19 protein-coding genes are annotated in these 20,918 nt (G+C 36.8%); 16 read left to right on the top strand and 3 right to left on the bottom strand.

Translation table 11 applies throughout. The features are described 5' to 3' along the window. Nucleotides 1-106: 106 nt before the first annotated feature. Nucleotides 107-580, bottom strand: coding sequence for a methylated-DNA--[protein]-cysteine S-methyltransferase (locus QSH13_RS04025; protein ID WP_109398185.1), 474 nt, complete (start codon nucleotides 578-580; stop codon nucleotides 107-109). 283 nt (nucleotides 581-863) lie between these two features. Here QSH13_RS04025 and nrdH point away from each other — a divergent pair, with 283 nt between their 5' ends. From nrdH to QSH13_RS04065, 8 genes are all read left to right on the top strand, one after another. Then, the gene (gene nrdH / locus QSH13_RS04030; RefSeq protein WP_109398186.1) at nucleotides 864-1,088 is read left to right on the top strand and encodes a glutaredoxin-like protein NrdH; all 225 of its coding nucleotides are present in this window, start codon (nucleotides 864-866) and stop codon (nucleotides 1,086-1,088) included. A gap of 11 nt (nucleotides 1,089-1,099) precedes the next feature. Next, a complete protein-coding gene (gene nrdI, locus QSH13_RS04035; protein WP_286038844.1) occupies nucleotides 1,100-1,519 on the top strand; it encodes a class Ib ribonucleoside-diphosphate reductase assembly flavoprotein NrdI in 420 nt (139 codons plus the stop codon). A gap of 5 nt (nucleotides 1,520-1,524) precedes the next feature. Then, a complete protein-coding gene (gene nrdE / locus QSH13_RS04040; RefSeq protein ID WP_109406519.1) occupies nucleotides 1,525-3,651 on the top strand; it encodes a class 1b ribonucleoside-diphosphate reductase subunit alpha in 2,127 nt (708 codons plus the stop codon). Nucleotides 3,652-3,675: 24 nt separating this feature from the next. After that, the gene (gene nrdF, locus QSH13_RS04045) at nucleotides 3,676-4,644 is read left to right on the top strand and encodes a class 1b ribonucleoside-diphosphate reductase subunit beta (protein ID WP_109398189.1); all 969 of its coding nucleotides are present in this window, start codon (nucleotides 3,676-3,678) and stop codon (nucleotides 4,642-4,644) included. A gap of 622 nt (nucleotides 4,645-5,266) precedes the next feature. Continuing rightward, nucleotides 5,267-6,466 (top strand): glycine betaine/L-proline ABC transporter ATP-binding protein ProV, encoded by a 1,200-nt coding sequence (gene proV, locus QSH13_RS04050; protein ID WP_109398190.1) that lies wholly within the window; start codon nucleotides 5,267-5,269, stop codon nucleotides 6,464-6,466. After that, nucleotides 6,459-7,658 carry a glycine betaine/L-proline ABC transporter permease ProW gene (gene proW / locus QSH13_RS04055; RefSeq protein WP_286038845.1) on the top strand — a complete coding sequence of 400 codons (1,200 nt, stop codon included), beginning with the start codon at nucleotides 6,459-6,461 and terminating at the stop codon, nucleotides 7,656-7,658. Before proV ends, proW begins: the two co-directional genes overlap by 8 nt. 123 nt (nucleotides 7,659-7,781) lie before the next feature. Continuing rightward, the gene (proX, locus tag QSH13_RS04060) at nucleotides 7,782-8,777 is read left to right on the top strand and encodes a glycine betaine/L-proline ABC transporter substrate-binding protein ProX (RefSeq protein ID WP_109398192.1); all 996 of its coding nucleotides are present in this window, start codon (nucleotides 7,782-7,784) and stop codon (nucleotides 8,775-8,777) included. A gap of 276 nt (nucleotides 8,778-9,053) precedes the next feature. Continuing rightward, nucleotides 9,054-9,404: a ribonuclease G gene (locus QSH13_RS04065; RefSeq protein WP_109398193.1), complete on the top strand. Its 351-nt coding sequence runs from the start codon at nucleotides 9,054-9,056 to the stop codon at nucleotides 9,402-9,404. Between the two features lie 106 nt (nucleotides 9,405-9,510). Here the strand turns inward: QSH13_RS04065 and QSH13_RS04070 are convergent, their stop codons facing one another. Then, nucleotides 9,511-9,666 carry a hypothetical protein gene (locus QSH13_RS04070; protein ID WP_196543943.1) on the bottom strand — a complete coding sequence of 52 codons (156 nt, stop codon included), beginning with the start codon at nucleotides 9,664-9,666 and terminating at the stop codon, nucleotides 9,511-9,513. 446 nt (nucleotides 9,667-10,112) lie between these two features. Here QSH13_RS04070 and QSH13_RS04075 point away from each other — a divergent pair, with 446 nt between their 5' ends. The 8 genes from QSH13_RS04075 to emrB all read left to right on the top strand — a co-directional run bounded on the left by QSH13_RS04075 (nucleotide 10,113) and on the right by emrB (nucleotide 19,659). Then, nucleotides 10,113-10,748, top strand: coding sequence for a CDP-alcohol phosphatidyltransferase family protein (locus QSH13_RS04075; protein ID WP_109398194.1), 636 nt, complete (start codon nucleotides 10,113-10,115; stop codon nucleotides 10,746-10,748). Then, nucleotides 10,745-12,514 (top strand): bifunctional alpha/beta hydrolase/class I SAM-dependent methyltransferase, encoded by a 1,770-nt coding sequence (locus tag QSH13_RS04080; protein WP_196543944.1) that lies wholly within the window; start codon nucleotides 10,745-10,747, stop codon nucleotides 12,512-12,514. Before QSH13_RS04075 ends, QSH13_RS04080 begins: the two co-directional genes overlap by 4 nt. Nucleotides 12,515-12,617: 103 nt before the next feature. Next, a complete protein-coding gene (locus tag QSH13_RS04085; protein WP_196543945.1) occupies nucleotides 12,618-13,973 on the top strand; it encodes a phosphatase PAP2/dual specificity phosphatase family protein in 1,356 nt (451 codons plus the stop codon). Beyond that, nucleotides 13,954-14,361 (top strand): hypothetical protein, encoded by a 408-nt coding sequence (locus tag QSH13_RS04090; RefSeq protein WP_109398197.1) that lies wholly within the window; start codon nucleotides 13,954-13,956, stop codon nucleotides 14,359-14,361. The genes QSH13_RS04085 and QSH13_RS04090 overlap by 20 nt, the downstream gene beginning before the upstream one ends. Nucleotides 14,362-14,527: 166 nt before the next feature. Beyond that, nucleotides 14,528-15,736: an MFS transporter gene (locus QSH13_RS04095; protein ID WP_109398198.1), complete on the top strand. Its 1,209-nt coding sequence runs from the start codon at nucleotides 14,528-14,530 to the stop codon at nucleotides 15,734-15,736. A gap of 491 nt (nucleotides 15,737-16,227) precedes the next feature. Further along, on the top strand, nucleotides 16,228-16,755 hold the full coding sequence (mprA, locus tag QSH13_RS04100) for a transcriptional repressor MprA (RefSeq protein ID WP_023581117.1): 528 nt from the start codon (nucleotides 16,228-16,230) through the stop codon (nucleotides 16,753-16,755). A gap of 192 nt (nucleotides 16,756-16,947) precedes the next feature. Continuing rightward, the gene (gene emrA / locus QSH13_RS04105) at nucleotides 16,948-18,126 is read left to right on the top strand and encodes a multidrug efflux MFS transporter periplasmic adaptor subunit EmrA (protein ID WP_286038846.1); all 1,179 of its coding nucleotides are present in this window, start codon (nucleotides 16,948-16,950) and stop codon (nucleotides 18,124-18,126) included. 15 nt (nucleotides 18,127-18,141) lie between these two features. Next, entirely contained in the window at nucleotides 18,142-19,659 is a 1,518-nt protein-coding gene (emrB, locus tag QSH13_RS04110; protein ID WP_109398200.1) for a multidrug efflux MFS transporter permease subunit EmrB, read from the top strand. A gap of 95 nt (nucleotides 19,660-19,754) precedes the next feature. Here the strand turns inward: emrB and QSH13_RS04115 are convergent, their stop codons facing one another. Then, a complete protein-coding gene (locus tag QSH13_RS04115) occupies nucleotides 19,755-20,891 on the bottom strand; it encodes a tRNA/rRNA methyltransferase (RefSeq protein ID WP_109398201.1) in 1,137 nt (378 codons plus the stop codon). Between the last annotated feature and the right edge of the window lie 27 nt (nucleotides 20,892-20,918).

Raw genomic sequence — 20,918 nt, forward strand, 5'->3', positions numbered from 1 at the left:
CACGAAACTCACATTTTTTTTCTGCCAAATGATTAATATTCAGACAAATCCCATGCCTTAACGCATAGTTCACTTAAGAAACAATACTTAATACTTACAATCAGAACTATTCATCAAATTCTACTTTTTCATATTGAAGTAGCCAACGCTTAATATCTAATCCGCCAGTATAGCCGACTAACTTGCCGTTATGACCAATAACTCGGTGGCAAGGAATAATTAAAGAAATTGGATTGCGTGAATTAGCCATTCCTACCGCTCTGCAATAATTTATCGAACCTAATGTAAGCGCCAATTTTTTATAACTCCAAATTTCGCCATAAGGGATTGTCTGTAATGTTTTCCAAACACGGCTTTGAAATTCAGTTCCTTCTGGTGCTAATGGTAGAGAGAACGTTGTGCGCTTCCCTGTAAAATACTCTTTTAATTGTTGTATACATTGATTAATCACGGGGCTTGAATTTACAGCAACCTCTTTGTCATTCACAAAATATAGGCTCGTGATCCCTTTTTCATTTGCAGTAATAGAGATATAGGGTTTTGGAAAGCTTTTAGGAGCATTGAGATAGTCTTGATACATAATGTTTTCTCTGCTGATTTGTCTTTAGCCACAAGATTAAATCATGCTCGATTGATAAAGCAATCATCTAATTACTCGTATATCTAATAAAAATTGATCAATCGAACGATCTAAAAATAAAATTAGCGCACTAACTACTTAATTTTAATGATAATCATTATCAAAAATAAAAACCACCATATATTGTGTGGTTGATAAAAAATAACTCCATATATAGTATTTAAACACTTCTCATTATGGATGTGAAAACAGACGCATCCATATTTTTATAAGGGTTATTTTTATGTCTGTTATCCTCTATACCAAACCGAATTGCGTTCAATGCAGTGCCACAGAGCGTGCTTTAAAACAGAAAAACATTCCGTTTGTTGCCATTGATCTCACCAAAGATACACAAGCCCTCGCTCACATTGTTTCAATGGGATATCGCCAAGTACCTGTTGTGGTTCACGGTGAACAACATTGGTCGGGTTTCTGCCCTGATAAAATCAGACAGATCACGCTCTAAAGGAGCATTTCATGCAAACTGCACCTTTGATCTATTTTTCAAGTCGCTCTGAAAACAGCCATCGTTTTGTACAAAAGCTCAATTTAGAGGCGACCAGAATTAGTGAAGATGAAACATTGCTTGCAACGCAGCCTTTTGTATTGCTTTGCCCAACTTATGGTGGCGGTGGTGCTAAAGGTGCAGTGCCTAAAGCGGTTATTCAGTTCTTAAATATTCCTGAAAACCGCCAATTAATACGTGGAGTCATTGCGTCTGGAAATACTAACTTTGGTACAGCTTACGGATTAGCGGGCGATATTATTGCACAAAAATGCCACATCCCTTTTATGTATCGATTTGAATTATTAGGTACGCAAGAAGATGTCAAGCGCGTAAAAACAGGTTTAAGCACATTTTGGTCAAGCCTGACTGACCAATGCGCCATGAGATAATTAACATGACACAATCAACAGAACAACTGGATTACCATGCACTGAATGCCATGCTAAATCTTTATGATGAGCAAGGTAATATTCAATTTGATAAAGACAAATTGGCGACACACCATTTTTTTCGTCAACATGTAAATCAAAACACGGTATTTTTTCATGATCTAAGAGAAAAATTAGAGTTCTTAGTCCAACAACACTATTACGAAGCTCAAGTGTTAGAACAGTATGAATTTGCCTTTATCAAACAACTATTCAAACAGGCTTATAGCAAAAAGTTTCGCTTTCAATCTTTCCTTGGCGCTTTTAAGTATTACACCAGTTACACCTTAAAAACGTTTGATGGAGAGCGCTATCTTGAACGCTATGAAGATCGCGTTTGTATGGTGGCTCTCACGCTTGCACAAGGTGATACTGACCTTGCTATTCATCTTGTTGATGAAATCATTAGTGGTCGTTTTCAACCCGCAACACCGACTTTTTTAAATTGCGGAAAACAACAACGCGGTGAATTAGTTTCCTGCTTTCTATTACGTATAGAAGATAATATGGAGTCTATCGGCCGATCAGTAAATTCCGCATTACAGCTTTCTAAACGTGGCGGTGGCGTTGCATTTTTGCTCACTAATTTACGTGAAGCAGGCGCTCCCATTAAACGTATAGAGAATCAATCTTCTGGTGTTGTTCCTATTATGAAAATGCTTGAAGATGCTTTTTCCTATGCTAATCAATTAGGTGCAAGGCAAGGCGCTGGTGCTGTTTATCTTCATGCTCATCATCCGGATATTTACCATTTTCTTGATACAAAAAGAGAAAACGCGGATGAAAAAGTCCGAATAAAAACACTCTCATTAGGTGTTGTTATCCCTGATATCACTTTTGAATTAGCAAAACGTAATGAAGATATGTATCTCTTCTCTCCTTATGATGTAGAGCGTGTTTATGGCGTACCTATGTCAGAGATCAGTATTAGTGAAAAATACAGTGAAATGGTAAATAACGCACAAATTCGTAAGAAGAAAATTAAAGCGAGAGAGTTTTTCCAAACACTTGCCGAAATTCAATTTGAATCAGGCTATCCTTATATCATGTTTGAAGATACAGTGAATCGCGCCAATCCTATCGCTGGTAGAATTAACATGAGTAATCTTTGCTCTGAAATTTTACAAGTCAACAGTGCTAGTGAATATCATCCTGACTTAAGTTATCGCCATATAGGTCATGATATCAGTTGTAACTTAGGTTCTATGAATATTGCTATGGCAATGGACTCGCCTAACTTTGCACATACCATCAGCACCGCAATTAAGGCATTAAGTAATGTCTCTGAAATGACAAAAATTGAGTCTGTTCCTTCTATTGAAAAAGGTAATCTCGCTTCTCATGCCATTGGTTTAGGACAAATGAATCTACATGGCTACTTAGCACGTGAAAGGATCTATTACGGCTCTGAAGAAGCGTTAGATTTTACTAACATCTATTTTTATACTGTCACTTACTATGCGTTATTAGCGTCAAATCAATTAGCTATTGAAAAAAAACAGCACTTTAAAGGTTTTGAAAATTCAAAATACGCAACGGGTGAATATTTTAATAAATATCTATCACAACAATGGTTACCTAAAACTCAAAAAGTCCACCAGCTATTTAGCCAATCTAATATTCATATTCCAACTCAAGATGATTGGCAGACTCTCAAGCAATCAATTATGAAGCATGGGATCTATAACCAAAATTTACAAGCGATACCGCCGACAGGATCTATTTCCTATATCAACCACTCTACATCAAGCATTCATCCTATTGCTGCACCAATAGAAATTAGAAAAGAAGGTAAAATTGGGCGTGTTTATTACCCAGCCCCCTTTATGACCAATGAAAATCGTCAATATTATCAAGATGCATATGAAATTGGGGCTGAAAAAATAATCGATACCTATGCTGAAGCTTCTCAACATATCGACCAAGGTTTATCGCTCACATTATTCTTTTCTGATGAAGCAACAACCCGAGATATTAACAAAGCACAAATATATGCATGGCGTAAAGGTATTAAAACCTTGTATTACATTCGTATCCGACAATCTGCATTAGCAGGTACTGAAATCAAAGGCTGTGTTTCGTGTGCACTTTAATAATAACAATAAGGAGAACATAGCATGTCATCACCTTTATTAAGCCAAGTTAATGCGATTAATTGGAATCGCATTGAAGATGAAAAAGATCTAGAAGTTTGGAATCGTTTAACCATGAATTTTTGGTTACCTGAAAAAATTCCACTCTCTAATGATATTCCCTCATGGAACACGCTGACACCGGCTGAAAAACAACTGACAATCCGTGTTTTCACCGGACTCACTTTACTTGATACCATCCAAAACACCGTAGGCGCACCAACTTTAATGCCTGATGCACTCACGCCTCATGAAGAAGCCGTGTTATCTAATATCTGTTTTATGGAAGCGGTTCACGCTCGCTCTTACAGTTCCATATTCTCTACACTCTGCTTAACAACTGATGTCGATGAAGCATATCGTTGGAGTGAGGAAAATCCTTACTTACAAAAGAAAGCAGAAATTATTTTGCGTTATTATCAAGATGAAGATCCTTTAAAGAAAAAAATTGCCAGCGTCTTTTTAGAATCCTTTTTATTTTATTCAGGATTCTATTTACCAATGTATTGGTCAAGTCGAGGAAAATTAACCAATACAGCTGATTTAATTCGCCTTATTATTAGAGATGAAGCCGTTCATGGTTATTATATTGGCTATAAATTTCAAAATCAGTTATTAAATAAATCGGAAACAGAGAAACAAGATATTAAAGATTTTGCTTTTTCATTATTATTAGATTTATATGATAATGAGGTGAAATATACTGAAGATCTTTACGACATTGTCGGTTGGACTGAAGATGTTAAAAAATTTCTTCATTATAATGCAAATAAAGCATTAATGAATTTAGGGTATGAAGCTTTATTTCCTGATGAGATAACTGATGTAAGTCCTGCAATTCTTTCTTCATTGTCACCAGATGCAAATGAAAATCACGATTTCTTCTCTGGATCAGGTTCATCTTATGTTATTGGAAAAACCATTAACACTGAAGATGATGATTGGGATTTTTAAGATTTACTAGCCTCATTAAAGATAAGAGAAATAGCCAAATACATTCAATTTAATTATGTATTGGATATAAAACATAATACACTGAAAAATATAGATTATTTTTTGGTGTATTTTTATTTGTCTATTAAATAATCTAATCAATTAATTTTTGCCGTTCAATGTTGTCAAAAAATCAATTTTTTTCGAATGATTTTAGCTTAACGCCCATAGATAAACCTTATTGTTACACACAAAACATTAAATAACCTAATGTATTTGGATTTTTTTTCATTTATTTTTCATCTTTTTTTTCTCTCTATTTTGATATTAAACATTCCTTTTATTGAGTTCCTAATAAAAATAACAATATTTCTAAAAATAAAGTTATTTCAGTTGGTTAGAGTAAAATTCATCTTTTAATAAATTTTCTTTTTTTCACTTTATTTAATTATTAATCATATTTGAAATAAAGAAAATATAGCTAAATTATTTAATTAATTATAATTAACATAGGGTTGCCAGACTCAATCATTGTGGTAGGGTATTTTCCTTACTAAAAATCTTATTTAGGAAAAACAACAACACTTATTAATTAATATTTAATTTATTCCTTTCAATATTTAAATAGGAAACTATATATTGCATGGCAATTAAACTCGAAGTAAAAAACCTCTACAAGGTATTTGGTGAACACCCTAAACGCGCATTTGAATTATTAGAATCTGGTATGAATAAAGATCAGATTTTTGATAAAACGGGGCTTACGGTGGGTGTTCAAAATGCAAATCTGGCAATTGAAGAAGGCGAAATATTTGTCATTATGGGATTATCCGGTTCAGGTAAATCCACTCTAGTCCGCCTTCTCAATCGTCTGATCTCTCCAACAAAAGGAGAAGTGCTTATTGATGGTGAAAATATTGCTACCATGTCGGATAAAGAATTACGACAAGTACGTCGTAAAAAAATCAGTATGGTGTTTCAGTCATTTGCATTAATGCCCCATATGAACGTGCTTGATAACACAGCATTTGGCATGGATCTCGCTGGCTTAAGCAAAGACGAGCGTTATAAAAAAGCCATGGATGCCTTAGAGCAAGTCAATTTAGGCAGTTACGCAAATTCTTGGCCTGATGAGCTTTCTGGGGGGATGCGTCAACGTATCGGTCTTGCCCGGGCGCTTGCTAATGATCCTGATATATTGTTAATGGATGAAGCCTTTTCAGCACTTGATCCACTAATTCGTACAGAAATGCAAGATGAGTTATTAAGCTTACAAGGCGATAAACAACGCACCATTGTGTTTATCTCCCATGATCTGGATGAAGCTATGCGTATTGGCGACCGAATTGCCATTATGCAAGGTGGCGTTGTTGTCCAAACGGGAACACCGGATGAAATACTCAACAATCCAGCAAATGATTATGTGCGTACGTTTTTCCGTGGCGTTGATATTAGCCACGTATTTAGCGCAAAAGATATTGCCAAACGTCGCCCAGAAACCTTACTGCATATAGCTCCTGGTTTTGGCCCACGCTCCGCCTTGAAAGTACTCGAAGATGAAGATAGAAACTTTGGCTATCTCATTGAACGGGGAAGAAAATTTGTTGGCATCGTTTCCATTACGTCTCTTGAAGAGGCACTTAAAAATAAACAACCTATTGAGTCAGCTATTTTACCTGAGCCTTGCGCCATTAATGGTGATACACCATTAAACGAGCTGATTTCAACTGTTGCACAATCTCCCTGTGCTATTCCTGTTATTGATGAAAAAAATCGTTATATCGGCTTAATTTCTAAAGGAATGTTACTACAAGCACTGGATAAGGAGACGCCAAATGAGTAATACAACAGATCAAAATACGACTTTGGATGCAGATATCCAAGAAACCATAACAAGTGAGACAACACAAGGGACAACCAATAACGCCAGTGATAATCCTTGGACAACAACTGATACAATCACAACAGAAAGCGATCCTTGGAACAGTACTGACAGTACATCAACAGATGCCGATCCATGGGGCGCTGGTGGTAGTACTGAAAATATCGATACCTCATCCACAGGCAGTGATTGGCTAGATGCAGCACCAACAGATGTTACACCAGATTCATTCAATCTAATGGATCCGTTTCACAATACGCTGATCCCATTAGATTCATGGGTTACCGATGCGATTGACTGGATTGTGTTGCACTTTCGTCCCGTTTTCCAAGGTATTCGTGTACCTGTTGATTTGGTATTAAGCGGTTTTGAAAATTTCTTAACCTCAATGCCTGCACCTATCGCCATTATTCTGTTTTCTCTGATTGCATGGCAACTTTCAGGTAAAGCCATGGGTATCGCATCTTTTATCTCATTAATACTCATTGGTGCGATTGGTGCTTGGTCCGAAGCCATGGTGACCCTCGCATTAGTACTCACTTCATTACTGTTTTGTCTTATTATCGGGCTTCCATTAGGAATATGGCTAGCTAACAGTGATAGAGCATCCAAAATTGTTCGGCCTTTACTGGATGCAATGCAGACAACACCTGCGTTTGTTTACTTAGTTCCTATCGTCATGTTATTTGGTATTGGTAACGTGCCCGGCGTTGTGGTCACCATTATTTTTGCTTTACCTCCCATTGTGAGATTGACCATTTTGGGGATCAAACAAGTCCCTGAAGATTTAATTGAAGCAGCACAATCATTTGGTGCGAATCCTCGCCAAATGTTATTTAAAGTGCAATTACCGCTTGCCATGCCAACGATTATGGCGGGTGTAAACCAAACACTGATGTTAGCACTTTCAATGGTTGTTATTGCATCAATGATCGCCGTTGGTGGATTAGGTCAAATGGTATTACGTGGCATAGGTCGTCTTGATATGGGTCTTGCTGCCGTAGGAGGCGCAGGTATTGTTATCCTCGCCATTATCCTTGACCGATTAACACAATCTTTAGGCCAAAACAGCCGTCATAAAGGTAATCGATGCTGGTATATGACAGGGCCTATCGGCTTAATTTGCCGACTCTTTGGCAAAAAAGCATCGTAATAAACATTTACACTATTAATTAAAAAATCAATAAAGAACATCACGTTCAATCAATATAAGAAATAGAAGTGGCAGCTCTGCTGTCACTATTTATCTCTTACCATAACAACAGAAGGAAAAACTATGCGTAATCCAGTTCTCTGGGCAACCGTATTGTCCGCCACACTGATAAGCACCCAGTTATCCGCTGCTGATTTACCTGGAAAAGGGATTTCGGTTCAACCTGTGCAAAGTACGATTTCTGAAGAAACCTTTCAAACTTTAATCGTTAACAAAGCACTAGAACAATTAGGTTACACTGTTCAGCCAATAAAAGAAGTTGACTATAACGTTGCTTACTCCTCTATCGCCAATGGTGATGCAACTTTTATGGCCGTCAGTTGGGTTCCTCTTCATAACTCACAATATGCCGCGGCGGGAGGTGATAATACTTTTTATCGTAAAGGGAATTATGTCGTTAATGCGGCTCAAGGTTACTTGATTGATAAAAAAACAGCAGAAAAATATAACATTACAAATATTGAGCAATTAAAAGATCCTAAAATTGCTAAATTATTTGATGCCAATGGTGATGGCAAAGCCGATTTAACCGGGTGTAATCCGGGATGGGGTTGTGAAGAAGCTATCAACAATCACTTAAAAGCCTATGGATTGGAAAAATCGGTTACACACAACCAAGGTAATTACGCGGCAATGATGGCTGATACCATCACTCGCTATAAAGAAGGCAAACCCATTTTTTATTACACTTGGACACCTTACTGGATAAGTGATGTATTAAAACCGGGTAAAGATGTTGTTTGGCTACAAGTACCGTTTTCTTCATTACCAGGTGATGATAAAACTGATACCACATTAGCAAATGGTAAAAACTATGGCTTCCCGCCAAGTACCATGCACATCGCAGCAAATAAAAAATGGGCTGAAGAAAACCCTGCTGCGGCAAAACTCTTTGAAGTCATGAAAGTGTCTGTTGCCGATATTAATGCGCAAAACTTACGTATGCATAATGGTCAAAAATCACAAGCAGATATTGAGCGCCATGCTAATGCTTGGATCAAAGCACATCAAAAAACCTTTGATGGTTGGATTGAGCAAGCCCAAGCAGCTGCAAAATAATCAATAAATAATCTTAATTTAAGATTATCACAAAACAGGTCACACTATTGTGGCCTGTTTTTATTGATAAAGACTAAAATGAAATATTATTAGGCCGAACGAAACTTATATAATAATTAAAAGATATTAATACCACTTTATTATTAAGATTATTCTTTTTATTAATGGCTGAGATAGGCCTATCTTTCATTCTCTCATTTCTTCAATTATGATTATCCTTTTCTCCAGTTGCCATTTTGGCACTCTCGTTTTTATATTTTAGATAAGGAATAAACTGTGTCTTACACTAATAAACCCGTACCAGAAGAAATTAAACGTTGGAACTGGGGTGCTTTCATGTTCAATATTATTTGGGGATTTGGTAATAAATCCTATCTTCCATTATTAGCGCTTGTTCCTTTACTTAATCTCGTTTGGATCTTTGTCTGTGGTATTAAAGGGAATGAATGGGCTTGGAAAAATGGTGATTATGATTCTGTTGAAACCTTTATGAAAGTGCAAGAAACATGGAATAGAGCGGGCTTTGTTTACTTTATTATTAGTATCGTTATGGCTGTTCTTTTCTTTATTTTCTTCTTCACTACCATGATGGCAATGATTGCAACTTCTGCCTCACACGGTTATTAATTCAATATATTGGGTATAAACTCTTAATGACAATAAATCCCATAATATCCATGGGGTTTATCTGTTTTTACTTGCAATAATATTCGAAACATTTTGCTACTATAAATCACTGATGACGAAAATAAAAATATTCCAATCCACTGATAGTAAGCATCATTTTTTTACTAAGGAATGAACCATAATAATATGTTTTTATATGGTTATTAGCTTGATAGATAGAGGTGACCCCAACTTCATCAATAGTGATAATAATTATCATCATCTTTTTTCACTTAACACTAAATACAGATAACTACACTATTGATCCCCCATTATATTTAAATATCATATAAAACAATATATTAAATAAATCAAACTACTTTATTGGTTGTTATAAAGTGTTTAATATCCCTTATTTTCATTCCCTCCCTTTAATTCTCTAATTATAATTGCGCACACATTTCTAAAGAAAAATTAATAATTTTCAAAGTAAAATAATAAATACAAACACAGAACACTCTGATAATTACAATTATATACATTTGATTTTTCTTTTATTTTTAGAGCTAAACATTTATTAATTCAGGTAAATTTCAGAAAATAGTTTTATGACCAAATCGTAAATAAATTAAACATTTGAAATAAATATATTCAATAAGATAAAAATAAGCTAATAATAAAACAATAATTTTGAGATAGTATACGCACTTTTGAACACAAGGATGCGTCATGACAATTTATGACTTAAAACCCAAATTTCAATCTCTCTTGCGCCCTTATGTAAAACAATTATTTACAAAAGGGATCACCGCTAATCAAGTTACACTGTCTGCCTTACTGTTATCCATTGCCGTTGGTGGATTACTTTTGCTTTATCCTTCTCCTCGTTTATTTTTATTACTCCCTTTTGTCCTCTTTTTTCGGATGGCGCTTAATGCCATTGATGGCATGCTTGCCCGAGAACATAATCAAAAAAGTGCGCTTGGAGCGATATTAAACGAAGCTAGCGATGTTATTTCAGACATTGCACTCTATTTACCTTTTGTTTTTATTTTTCCACAGGCCTACTGGTGGATCATGCTGGCACTTTTTTTAATGATAATGACTGAGTTTTTAGGTGTTCTTGCCCAAACTATTCATGCGTCTCGTCGTTATGATGGCCCCATGGGAAAAAGTGATAGAGCCTTTATTTTCGGTGCTATTGCGTTTTTTATCGGAATATTCCCCTCACTGACATTATCAGAAAACACGCATTATCTTTTTATTATTATTAATTTATTACTTTTGTTGACTTGTTATCACCGAATTCATCGCGCACTAAAAGAAGCAACGATGACAGATAAAGATAAGGATACATCGTTATGAATCAACAACCGCAATATCAAACTCAAAGGAATATGATTGAGTCTGAATTTACCACCAGCGATAAGACACCACTGTATTATCGCCACTGGCCTGCTCAAATTACCACTGAGCCAAAAGCAATTATTTTATTTCACCGAGGTCATGAACACTCAGGGCGTGTTTCTCATCTAGTTGATGAGTTAGATCTTCCTGATTTTTCAATGTTTGCTTGGGATGCTCGTGGACATGGTAAAAATGAAGGTGCTCGCGGTTATAGCCCATCAATGGGAACATCAATAAAAGATATCGACGAATTCGTTCATTACGTTTCATCCAACTATAATATTCCAATGGAGAATATTCTGGTTGTTGGTCAAAGTGTCGGTGCTGTTTTAGTAACTGGTTGGGTACACGATTATGCCCCAAAAATCCGTGGTATGGTGTTAGCCTCGCCAGCATTTAAAGTGAAGTTATATGTTCCTTTTGCACGTACCGGCCTCGCCTTAATGCAAAAAGTTCGTGGCCTTTTTTACGTCAATTCGTATGTGAAAGCCAAATACTTAACCCATGACCAAAGTCGTATAGACTCTTTTAATCAAGACTCTCTGATCACTCGCCCTATTGCCGTCAATATTTTATTAGAACTTTATAAAACGGCAGATCGTGTTGTTGAAGATGCAAGTGCGATTACTTTACCAACACAATTATTTATTTCAGGTAATGATCATGTGGTTCACGCCAAGCCTCAACACCTTTTCTATGAACGTTTAAATACCCCTATCAAAGAAAAGCACGTCTTACCCGGCTTTTACCACGATACATTAGGTGAAAAAGACAGGGTTATCCCTATTAATAAAATGCGTAGTTTTATCGAAACCTTATTTGCACAACCACTTTATCAACATGATTACCAGCATGAAGATACTTGGAGCCATAGCGCTGATGTGTATCGTGCATTACAAACCCCTCTTCCTAAATATTGTCTAAAAAAACTTTATTATAAAGTACTTAGTCGTTCTATGAGCACTTTAGGTAAAGCATCTGAAGGGGTTGCGCTGGGTTACGATAAAGGTTTTGATTCTGGATCGACTCTAGATTATGTCTACCGTAATCAGCCTCAAGGGAAAGGATTATTTGGGCGAGTTGTTGATAGGCAGTATCTAAATAGTATTGGTTGGCAAGGGATCCGCCAACGTAAAATCAATATTGAAAATACGATCCGCTACGCAATTCGCCAATTAATACAAAATAATATGCCTGTGCATATTATGGATATCGCAGCAGGACAAGGGCGCTATCTTTTTGATGCTGTTAATGATTATAGCAAGATTGATTCAATTTTAATGCGTGATTATAGCACCATTAATGTCGAACAAGGCAGAATGGCGATTAAAGAGCGTCACTTAGAAGATAAAGTACGCTTTGAAGAAGGTAACGCTTTTGATGCAGAAAGTTTGAGTTCAGTTTCACCTTCACCAACGTTAGGCATTGTCAGTGGACTCTATGAATTATTCCCTGAAAATCATCTGCTAAAAGAGTCTTTAAAAGGACTATCGCAAGCCATACCTAGTGGCGGTTTATTGATTTATACCTGTCAACCTTGGCACCCTCAGCTTGAAATGATTGCGCGTGTATTACCAAGTCACCAAAATGGACAACCTTGGATCATGCGTTGCCGTAGTCAAGGGGAAATGGATGCTTTAGTCAATGAAGCGGGATTTGAAAAGTTAGATCAACAAATTGATCATTGGGGGATTTTCAGTGTATCGATAGCAAAACGTCGCTAACAGAATATACCATCAATCACTGGGCTATCGCTATATGGCAACATATAGCGATAGCTTTAAGACGTTGTAAAACAGAAATATAAACAAATAAAGGAATTTTAGTATGGGTGGAACCCAACATTCTCAAATAACATCATCAAGAAAAAGTATCTGGCTCGCTGGTATTGTATGGCTGTTATTTCTGGCTCCATTTTTCTATTTAACTTATATGCAAGTTAACACTTATACTTCCACTTTATCTGATGTTCCTTCTTTTGTTTATTCATGGGAAAAAGCGATCCCCTTTTTACCCTGGACAATCATTCCTTATTGGAGTGTAAATATTGCCTACGGTATTTCACTGATTATTTGTACAACGCTAAGAGAGCAATTTATACATGGATTACGTTTAATTGTGGCCTCACTTATTGCTTGTGCTGGTTTTTTATTATTTCCATTAAAATTTAGTTTTACTCGCCCAACAACAGAAGGGGTTTCTGGCTGGTTATTTACCCAATTAGAAGGTTTCGATTTACCCTATAATCAAGCCCCTTCTTTGCACATTATTTTATTGTGGATAATTTGGTTACGTTTTCGCGCACATACGCCCAAATCATGGCAATGGTTTTTGAATTTATGGTCATTGCTTATTGCTATTTCTGTGCTGACAACATGGCAACATCACTTTATTGATATTATTACAGGCTTTGGTGTTGGTGTGTTTATTTGTTATTTATTACCAATAAACTCTCGTTGGAAATGGCATTTTACCGGCAGCAAACGCAGTTTACGTATTGGTAAAAATTATGCGTTATCAGCAATGGTGTTTTATCTGTTATCTTTTGGCCTGCAAGGTTTCTTTTGGATCTTTCTCTGGCCAGCAATCACATTAACTTTTGTAACTTTGGGTTATTTAGGGGCTGGAGCTTCTATTTTTCAAAAAAATACACAGGGTGAAATTCCCCTTTCTGCACAGATAATCCTATTACCTTATCGCTTTTTTGCTTGGTGTACTTATCGCTATTATTTAACTCGTTGCCAAACTCCCAGTTTAGTGGCGGAAGGTGTTTTACTAGGTGGACGCCCTCTCTATAAATTAAACGCTAACGCAGTGTTTGATTTAACCTGTGAATGGCCAAGAAACAAATTTAGCCAAAATCAGCTTTATTTAGCCCAACCTCAAATCGATTTATTACCATTATCTCCTGATGATATCAGCAAAGCCATGTTGTCTATGGAACGTCTTAGCCAAGTAGGCACTGTTTATATTCATTGCAAATTAGGTTATTCGCGCAGTGCTACTATTGCAGTCGCATGGCTAGTTTATAATGGCACAGTTGATACCTTGGAGGACGCAATAAAACAGGTGTATCAAACACGCCCTCAAGTGATTTTAAATCCAGAAACACAAGAGGCATTACAAATTTGGTATTCACATTTCCAACAAAATAGAGGCAACAATGCTGACAACAAAAACTAGCGGTAAAGTCATTGTATCTTTAACTCAAAGTTGGCGTTATTTACTGCTGTTATCACTGTTACCTTATATAAACACATGGCCTGTTTTTAGCCTTCACGTTCACAATAAATTAGCATTCTTTGGTGCTTCTCTTTTATTTTTATTTACGCAATATCACCTTTTTCGTTTATGGCTTGATAGTCATTTTTTTCAAGCCCTTTATCGCTATCAAGACCATGTTAGCTTTGATGAAAGTCTCTCTACATTATTTCCTAAACGCCCCAAAAAACAGACGATGGAAGCCCGCTGGTTAGGGACTAAACGTCTATTTTCTTTTGCAGTTATTGGTATTTCAGTTCAATGGATATGGTGTTTGGCTATACTTTTTCTTACGTCTTTTAGTTATTAATAAGCTAGGTTCAATATTTATTCATTATACAAAACAATATGTTATAAAAATAAATTCTAAGGAGTAATATCAAATTAATTGAACATCTCTATCACAGTAATTCTTTTCTCAAAAAAATGACTCATGTTACTATCATTTACCTTACAAATGATTAGTTATGAGTATTATGGAAAACAGCGCACCAAAAACCTCGCTAAGCAAAGGTCTTATTTTACTTATGGCAGTTGCCACTGGCATGGTTGTTGCCAGTAATTACTATGCACAGCCACTACTTGATTCAATCGCAAACTATTTCCACATATCGGCTACTATGGCCGGATTTATTGTCACCACAGCACAATTAAGTTATGCCATCGGATTAATGTTATTAGTGCCTCTTGGCGATATTTTTGAACGTCGCTCACTCATTATTACCATGACATTAATTTCAGCGAGTGGTCTATTAATTACTGCTATGGCTTCTAATATTTGGGTAATGTTAATAGGAACTGCACTCTCAGGCATGTTCTCCGTTGTGGCTCAAATTCTTGTTCCTTTTGCTGCAACGCTTGCCGCGCCACATCAACGAGGAAAAGCTGTCGGAACGATTATGAGTGGTCTTTTACTCGGGATCTTACTGGCGAGAACGGCATCTGGGTTAATGGCGTCATTTACTAATTGGCAGGGTATTTTCTGGGTAGCAAGTATTTTTCTGGCAATTTTGGCTATCACTTTATGGCGCTGTTTACCCACTTATAAAAGTGAAACTAACTTAAATTATTTCCAATTGCTAGGCTCTATTTTCAAATTATTTGCAACAACTCCCGTATTAAGAACGCGCTCATTAGTTGGTGCACTTATTTTTGCTCACTTTGGTTTATTATGGACTTCAATGGCTTTTTTATTGGCTTCTGATCCTTTTAATTACTCAGATGCCGTGATTGGTTTATTTGGTCTTGTTGGTGCTGCAGGTGCATTAATGGCCGGTAAAGCAGGTGTATTAGTTGATAAAGGAAAAGGTAAAAAAACCACTACCGTGGGATTAGCCATCCTTTTTCTTTCTTGGGGTTTTATCGTTATTGCACCTTATTACCACTGGATAGGGCTCATCAGCTTTATTATTGGTGTTGTCTTGCTAGACTTAGCTGTTCAAGGTGTTCACGTTACCAATCAGAGCACCATATACCGTATTTTACCGGATGCTAGAAACCGCCTAACTGCCGCTTATATGACAAGCTATTTTATCGGTGGTGCATTAGGATCTTTACTATCAGGCTATGCTTATCATCAATATGGATGGACAGGGGTTTCCATCGCTGGATTAGTCATTGGTGTTATTGGACTTATTGTTTGGTTTTTAGGTTATAAAAATGATCCAATAATCCACGCTGAATAATTTTCAAACCCAAGGATGGGTTATATTATTTCTTCAATCCTACTGTAATCAGAATAAAATGTTAATGTTTTAACAGCGTGATTACTATTAATGTATATCATCATCCTATTCTTTATTAAGAAAATTATATCAATCCCCCCAATAAAGCACTATATAAATAATTTCATTTCGATATCATCAACATAACAACCATTGGTAGTTATAATAAAATTATTACGTGTTTTATCGTAAAAAATGATCCCTTTTTTCGCAAATAGACTACTATTCATTGTCAGATAAGTGATAAATTAATTTTATTAACTTATTGCAAAGAGATAAGTACCTATCTTTTTTTTGTGTTATCATTCAGAAAATTTATGAATCAGGTAACATAATCAAAAAAACATAGTGACTATAAATAATAAAAATTGCTAAATTGTGTGTTTAATATACCATTTAACATGTTGATAACAGCATTATCCTAATTTTCGAAACTAACAAGGTGTCTAAAAATGGAAAGCTCATTTACGCCAACAGAAGAATTACTAAACACTCGCGCTACACAACAGAAATCGCTTAACAAAGATATTCCTTATCAAGAAATTTTGTTAACTCGCCTTTCTATGCATGTTCAAAGCAAACTTCTTGAAAGTCGTAATAATATGTTGAAGTCTCAGGGTATTAACGAGACATTATTTATGGCACTAATGATATTAGATACGACAGAAAATCGTAGTATTCAACCATCAGAATTAAGTGCAGCTTTAGGCTCTTCAAGAACAAATGCAACGCGTATTGCTGATGAGCTTGAAAAACAAGGTTGGATTGAACGCCGTGAAAGTCATAATGACCGCCGTTGTTTACATCTCCATTTAACTGATGCAGGCGAAGAGTTTTTAAATAGCTTATTACCACCACAACATCAATGTTTAAAACAAATCTGGTCTGTATTAGATCAATCTGAACAAAGACAGCTTGAAACACTAATGCGTAAGTTATTATTACAATTAGATACTTTGGCTGAAAAAGGTTGTGAATAAGTAGCATAATAAATAGTTTTATTGATCTAATCCTATTTACGCCATAAATCGGCAAACATACTTACCCATTAGCATTTATAATTTACCTTCACGCTAATTATTATTCTAAGATTGACTTTATAATTATGTTTCCAGTTTTAATACTGGAAACATATCTAATGATGTTTTTCTGGTTTTATGGAGATCTTCTAAATGAGTGTTAATGAGGAAAATACCCTCCCTCAGGCTCCCATTCGCAATAAAAAACGAACTCGCCGAAATGTTTTACTGTTGCTAACTATCCTATTTATTGTTGCAGCCGTAGCTTATACAGCTTATTGGTTTATGGTATTAAGACATCATGAAACGACAGATAATGCTTATGTAACTGGCAATCAAATCATGGTGATGCCACAAATTTCAGGTTCTGTTACCACTGTTTATGTGGATAACACCGATTTTGTAAAAGCAGGAGCCCCCTTAGTTTTATTAGATTCAAGTGATGAAAAATTGGCATTAGAAAAAGCAAAAACAGCATTAGCAAATAGTGTTCGCCAAATGCATCAGCAAATCATCACAGGTCGCCAACTAAAAGCAAACATCATTTTACGAGAATCAGAGCTCACTAAATTACAAAATGATCTTCGTCGTCGCGAAGTTTTAGGCGAACGCAATGTCATTGGTAAAGAAGAACTTCAACACGCCAGAGAGGCAGTATCTACCGCAAAAGCGGCTTTAGAAGTTGCAAAAGAGCAATATAATGCTAATCAAGCAATTATCTTAAACACACCAATTGCAAAACAACCTTCTGTTTTACAAGCCTCGACTGATGTTCGTAATGCATGGCTCGCATTAGAACGTACTAAAATTTTAAGCCCAACAGATGGCTATGTTTCGCGTCGTAGCGTTCAAGTCGGCGCACAAGTCTCGCCGGGTAAACCATTAATGGCCGTTGTTCCTGTAACGGGTATGTGGATTGATGCCAATTTTAAAGAAACCCAGCTCGCTAATATGCGTATTGGGCAACCGGCAAAGATCACAACTGATTTTTACGGCAAAAAAGTCATTTATCACGGCACTATATTAGGTTTAGATATGGGAACAGGTAGTGCTTTCTCATTATTACCAGCGCAAAATGCCAGTGGTAACTGGATAAAAGTTGTTCAACGCTTGCCGGTTCGTATTTCTTTAGATGAAAAAGAATTAGCGGAAAAACCACTGCGTATTGGTCTTTCTTCTGAAGTGACTGTCGATACGATTAACCTTGATGGAAAAGTATTATCACACAGTGAACGCCAAACGCCAGCTTACCATACTGATGTTTTAACAATTGATATGTCAGAGATTAATAAACTGATCAATGAAATCATTGAACAAAATGCAGGACAATAAAGGCGAGGTGTAAAGGTGATCAAAGAGCCATTACAAGGAGGAAAACTTGCCTTAATGACCATCGCCCTTGCGTTGGCAACCTTTATGCAAGTTCTCGATTCTACAATCGCTAACGTAGCCATTCCAACTATTGCAGGAAACTTAGGTGCCTCTAACTCACAAGGTACTTGGGTTATTACCTCTTTTGGTGTGGCGAATGCTATTTCTATCCCCATTACTGGTTGGTTAGCAAAACGTATTGGTGAAGTTCGACTCTTTATGTGGTCAACAGCACTTTTTGCACTAACCTCTTGGCTTTGTGGCATTTCTCAAAGTCTTGAAATGCTTATTTTCTTTCGTGTACTTCAAGGCTTAGTTGCAGGACCATTAATTCCTTTATCACAAAGTTTGCTATTGAATAACTATCCACCAGCAAAACGAAATATGGCACTTGCACTATGGTCAGTAACCATTGTTGTTGCACCGATTTTAGGGCCTATTTTAGGTGGCTACATCAGTGATAACTATCATTGGGGATGGATATTCTTTATTAACGTTCCATTTGGTGTGTTGATTATTATGTGTATATCAAACACCCTAGCTGGACGCGAAACCAAAACTGAAATTAAACCAATAGATACTATTGGTCTTGTTTTACTCGTCGTGGGTATAGGTGCTTTACAAATCATGCTCGATCAGGGTAAAGAGCTCGATTGGTTTAATTCGACAGAAATCATAGTCCTCGCCATTGTGGCAGTAGTTGCACTCAGCTTCTTAATTGTTTGGGAGTTAACAGACGATCATCCAGTGATAGATCTCTCGCTCTTTAAGAGTCGAAACTTTACCATTGGTTGTGTCACACTCAGCCTCGCCTATATGATCTATTTTGGCACCATTGTTTTACTGCCCCTGCTTTTACAAGAGGTCTTTGGCTATACAGCAACATGGGCTGGATTAGCATCAGCATCAGTAGGTTTACTGCCTTTAATTATCACACCGATAATAGGCAAGTTTGGTGGTAAAGTGGATTTACGCTATATCATCAGCTTTAGCTTTATTATGTTTTCTGTGTGTTTTTATTGGCGAGCTTACACCTTCGAACCAGGAATGGATTTTTCCACTGTGGCATGGCCTCAATTCTGGCAAGGTTTAGCCGTTGCCTGTTTCTTTATGCCATTAACAACCATGACATTATCTGGATTACCACCAGAAAAAATGGCATCAGCGTCAAGTCTTTCGAACTTCTTAAGAACATTGGCAGGGGCAATTGGCGCATCCTTAACCACAACAATTTGGACACAAAGAGAATCGCTTCACCATGAAACCTTTGTAGAAAAAATTAATCCACTCGATCCTGATTCGCAAATGGCGTACCAACAAATGAATGATCTTGGTCTTTCAAATGAACAAGCATCAGCATATTTAGCGAAAATGATCACAGAGCAGGGATTAATTATTTCAGCCAATGAAATTTTTTGGTTAGCAGCAGGTATTTTCCTTATCATGATGGTCGTGGTTTGGTTTGCAAAACCGCCTTTCTCTCCGGGGAAATAATGCCATTAACGTAGGCCTTATAAATAAAAATCCCGCTTAAAAATCATAATAATTAAGCGGGATTTTTTATATTATTATTTAAATCAATAAAGCAATTAGCCTTTGTGCTGACGCCACCATTCAGCTAATAACACACCAGAAGCTACAGAGACGTTTAAGCTTTCAACGTGCCCAGTACCGCCGATGTAAATGCTCATATCACCTTGATTTAAAGTACCTTCACTTAAACCATCTTTCTCTTGACCTATGATAAGTACCATTTTCGCCGGTAATTGCGCTTTTGATAATGGCACACTGCCTTTATGGCTTGATGTTGCCACCAGCGTATAACCCGCTTTTTTAAATTTATCTAAAGTTTGAGCAAAATTATCAGCATCAATACCTTGGATATATTCAGCACCACCTTCTGCGGTACGAACAGCAGCACCAGATTCCAAGACAGCAGAATCAGGAGAGATAACGCCTTTCACACCAAAGTGTGCACAACTACGCATAATTGCCCCTACATTATGTGGATTCCCCACATCTTCAAGTGCTAATACGCAATCATGTTCAGGTGCATCTTTCAGATAAGTTTCTGCATCATGACCAACACGTTTTTTGATTAAAAAGCATACGCCACCATGATGATCAGTACGAGCGGCTTTGACCATCTCTTCTTCTTCAACAACATGATAAGCTTTACGGTTTGCAGCCATCCATTTTAGGGCATCACGAAAACGAGGTGTCACATCTTGTAAAAACCAAGCACGAACAATTGCATCAGGACGATTTTTAAACATTGCCTGACAGGCATTTTCACCATAAATGCGGGTTTCTTCTAAACGCTGACGACGTAGCTGTTCAGGATCGATTTGGCTCTTGCCAGTAATGCCATCGTGCTCTTTAATTGCCTCTTCGCCCGCAGGGCGAGAAACCGTTTTCCATGGAGAAAAACTTCCGCCTTCGCTATCGCGAGAAGGTTTGGATTCATTACGTGATGTACCACGCCCTGAAGGCTTACCTGCACCGCGATCATCACGACGAGAAAATTTGTTATCACCACGTCTGTTATCGCGATTTTTATCATCGCGGTTATCACGTCTATTATCACGACTTTTGTCGTTACGGTTATCACCACGACCATTTTCAGGACGACGGGATGGTTTTTTAGGTTTATTGTCGGCATTGTCCTCACTACGGACATACATCACTTTTACTTTGCCGTTTTTACCTTCATAAGAATCGTTCATTTGTCTCTCCAACTGCAATAGGGGCGC

Source organism: Proteus faecis (genome assembly GCF_030286765.1).
Lineage (GTDB): Bacteria > Pseudomonadota > Gammaproteobacteria > Enterobacterales > Enterobacteriaceae > Proteus > Proteus faecis.

Bases quoted from the DNA above. Each gene is read 5' to 3' on its own strand.
- QSH13_RS04025 (WP_109398185.1), bottom strand. From the start codon at position 580: ATGTATCAAGACTATCTCAATGCTCCTAAAAGCTTTCCAAAACCCTAT.
- nrdH (WP_109398186.1), top strand. From the start codon at position 864: ATGTCTGTTATCCTCTATACCAAACCGAATTGCGTTCAATGCAGTGCC.
- nrdI (WP_286038844.1), top strand. From the start codon at position 1,100: ATGCAAACTGCACCTTTGATCTATTTTTCAAGTCGCTCTGAAAACAGC.
- nrdE (WP_109406519.1), top strand. From the start codon at position 1,525: ATGACACAATCAACAGAACAACTGGATTACCATGCACTGAATGCCATG.
- nrdF (WP_109398189.1), top strand. From the start codon at position 3,676: ATGTCATCACCTTTATTAAGCCAAGTTAATGCGATTAATTGGAATCGC.
- proV (WP_109398190.1), top strand. From the start codon at position 5,267: ATGGCAATTAAACTCGAAGTAAAAAACCTCTACAAGGTATTTGGTGAA.
- proW (WP_286038845.1), top strand. From the start codon at position 6,459: ATGAGTAATACAACAGATCAAAATACGACTTTGGATGCAGATATCCAA.
- proX (WP_109398192.1), top strand. From the start codon at position 7,782: ATGCGTAATCCAGTTCTCTGGGCAACCGTATTGTCCGCCACACTGATA.
- QSH13_RS04070 (WP_196543943.1), bottom strand. From the start codon at position 9,666: ATGATGATAATTATTATCACTATTGATGAAGTTGGGGTCACCTCTATC.
- QSH13_RS04075 (WP_109398194.1), top strand. From the start codon at position 10,113: ATGACAATTTATGACTTAAAACCCAAATTTCAATCTCTCTTGCGCCCT.
- QSH13_RS04080 (WP_196543944.1), top strand. From the start codon at position 10,745: ATGAATCAACAACCGCAATATCAAACTCAAAGGAATATGATTGAGTCT.
- QSH13_RS04085 (WP_196543945.1), top strand. From the start codon at position 12,618: ATGGGTGGAACCCAACATTCTCAAATAACATCATCAAGAAAAAGTATC.
- QSH13_RS04090 (WP_109398197.1), top strand. From the start codon at position 13,954: ATGCTGACAACAAAAACTAGCGGTAAAGTCATTGTATCTTTAACTCAA.
- QSH13_RS04095 (WP_109398198.1), top strand. From the start codon at position 14,528: ATGGAAAACAGCGCACCAAAAACCTCGCTAAGCAAAGGTCTTATTTTA.
- mprA (WP_023581117.1), top strand. From the start codon at position 16,228: ATGGAAAGCTCATTTACGCCAACAGAAGAATTACTAAACACTCGCGCT.
- emrA (WP_286038846.1), top strand. From the start codon at position 16,948: ATGAGTGTTAATGAGGAAAATACCCTCCCTCAGGCTCCCATTCGCAAT.
- QSH13_RS04115 (WP_109398201.1), bottom strand. From the start codon at position 20,891: ATGAACGATTCTTATGAAGGTAAAAACGGCAAAGTAAAAGTGATGTAT.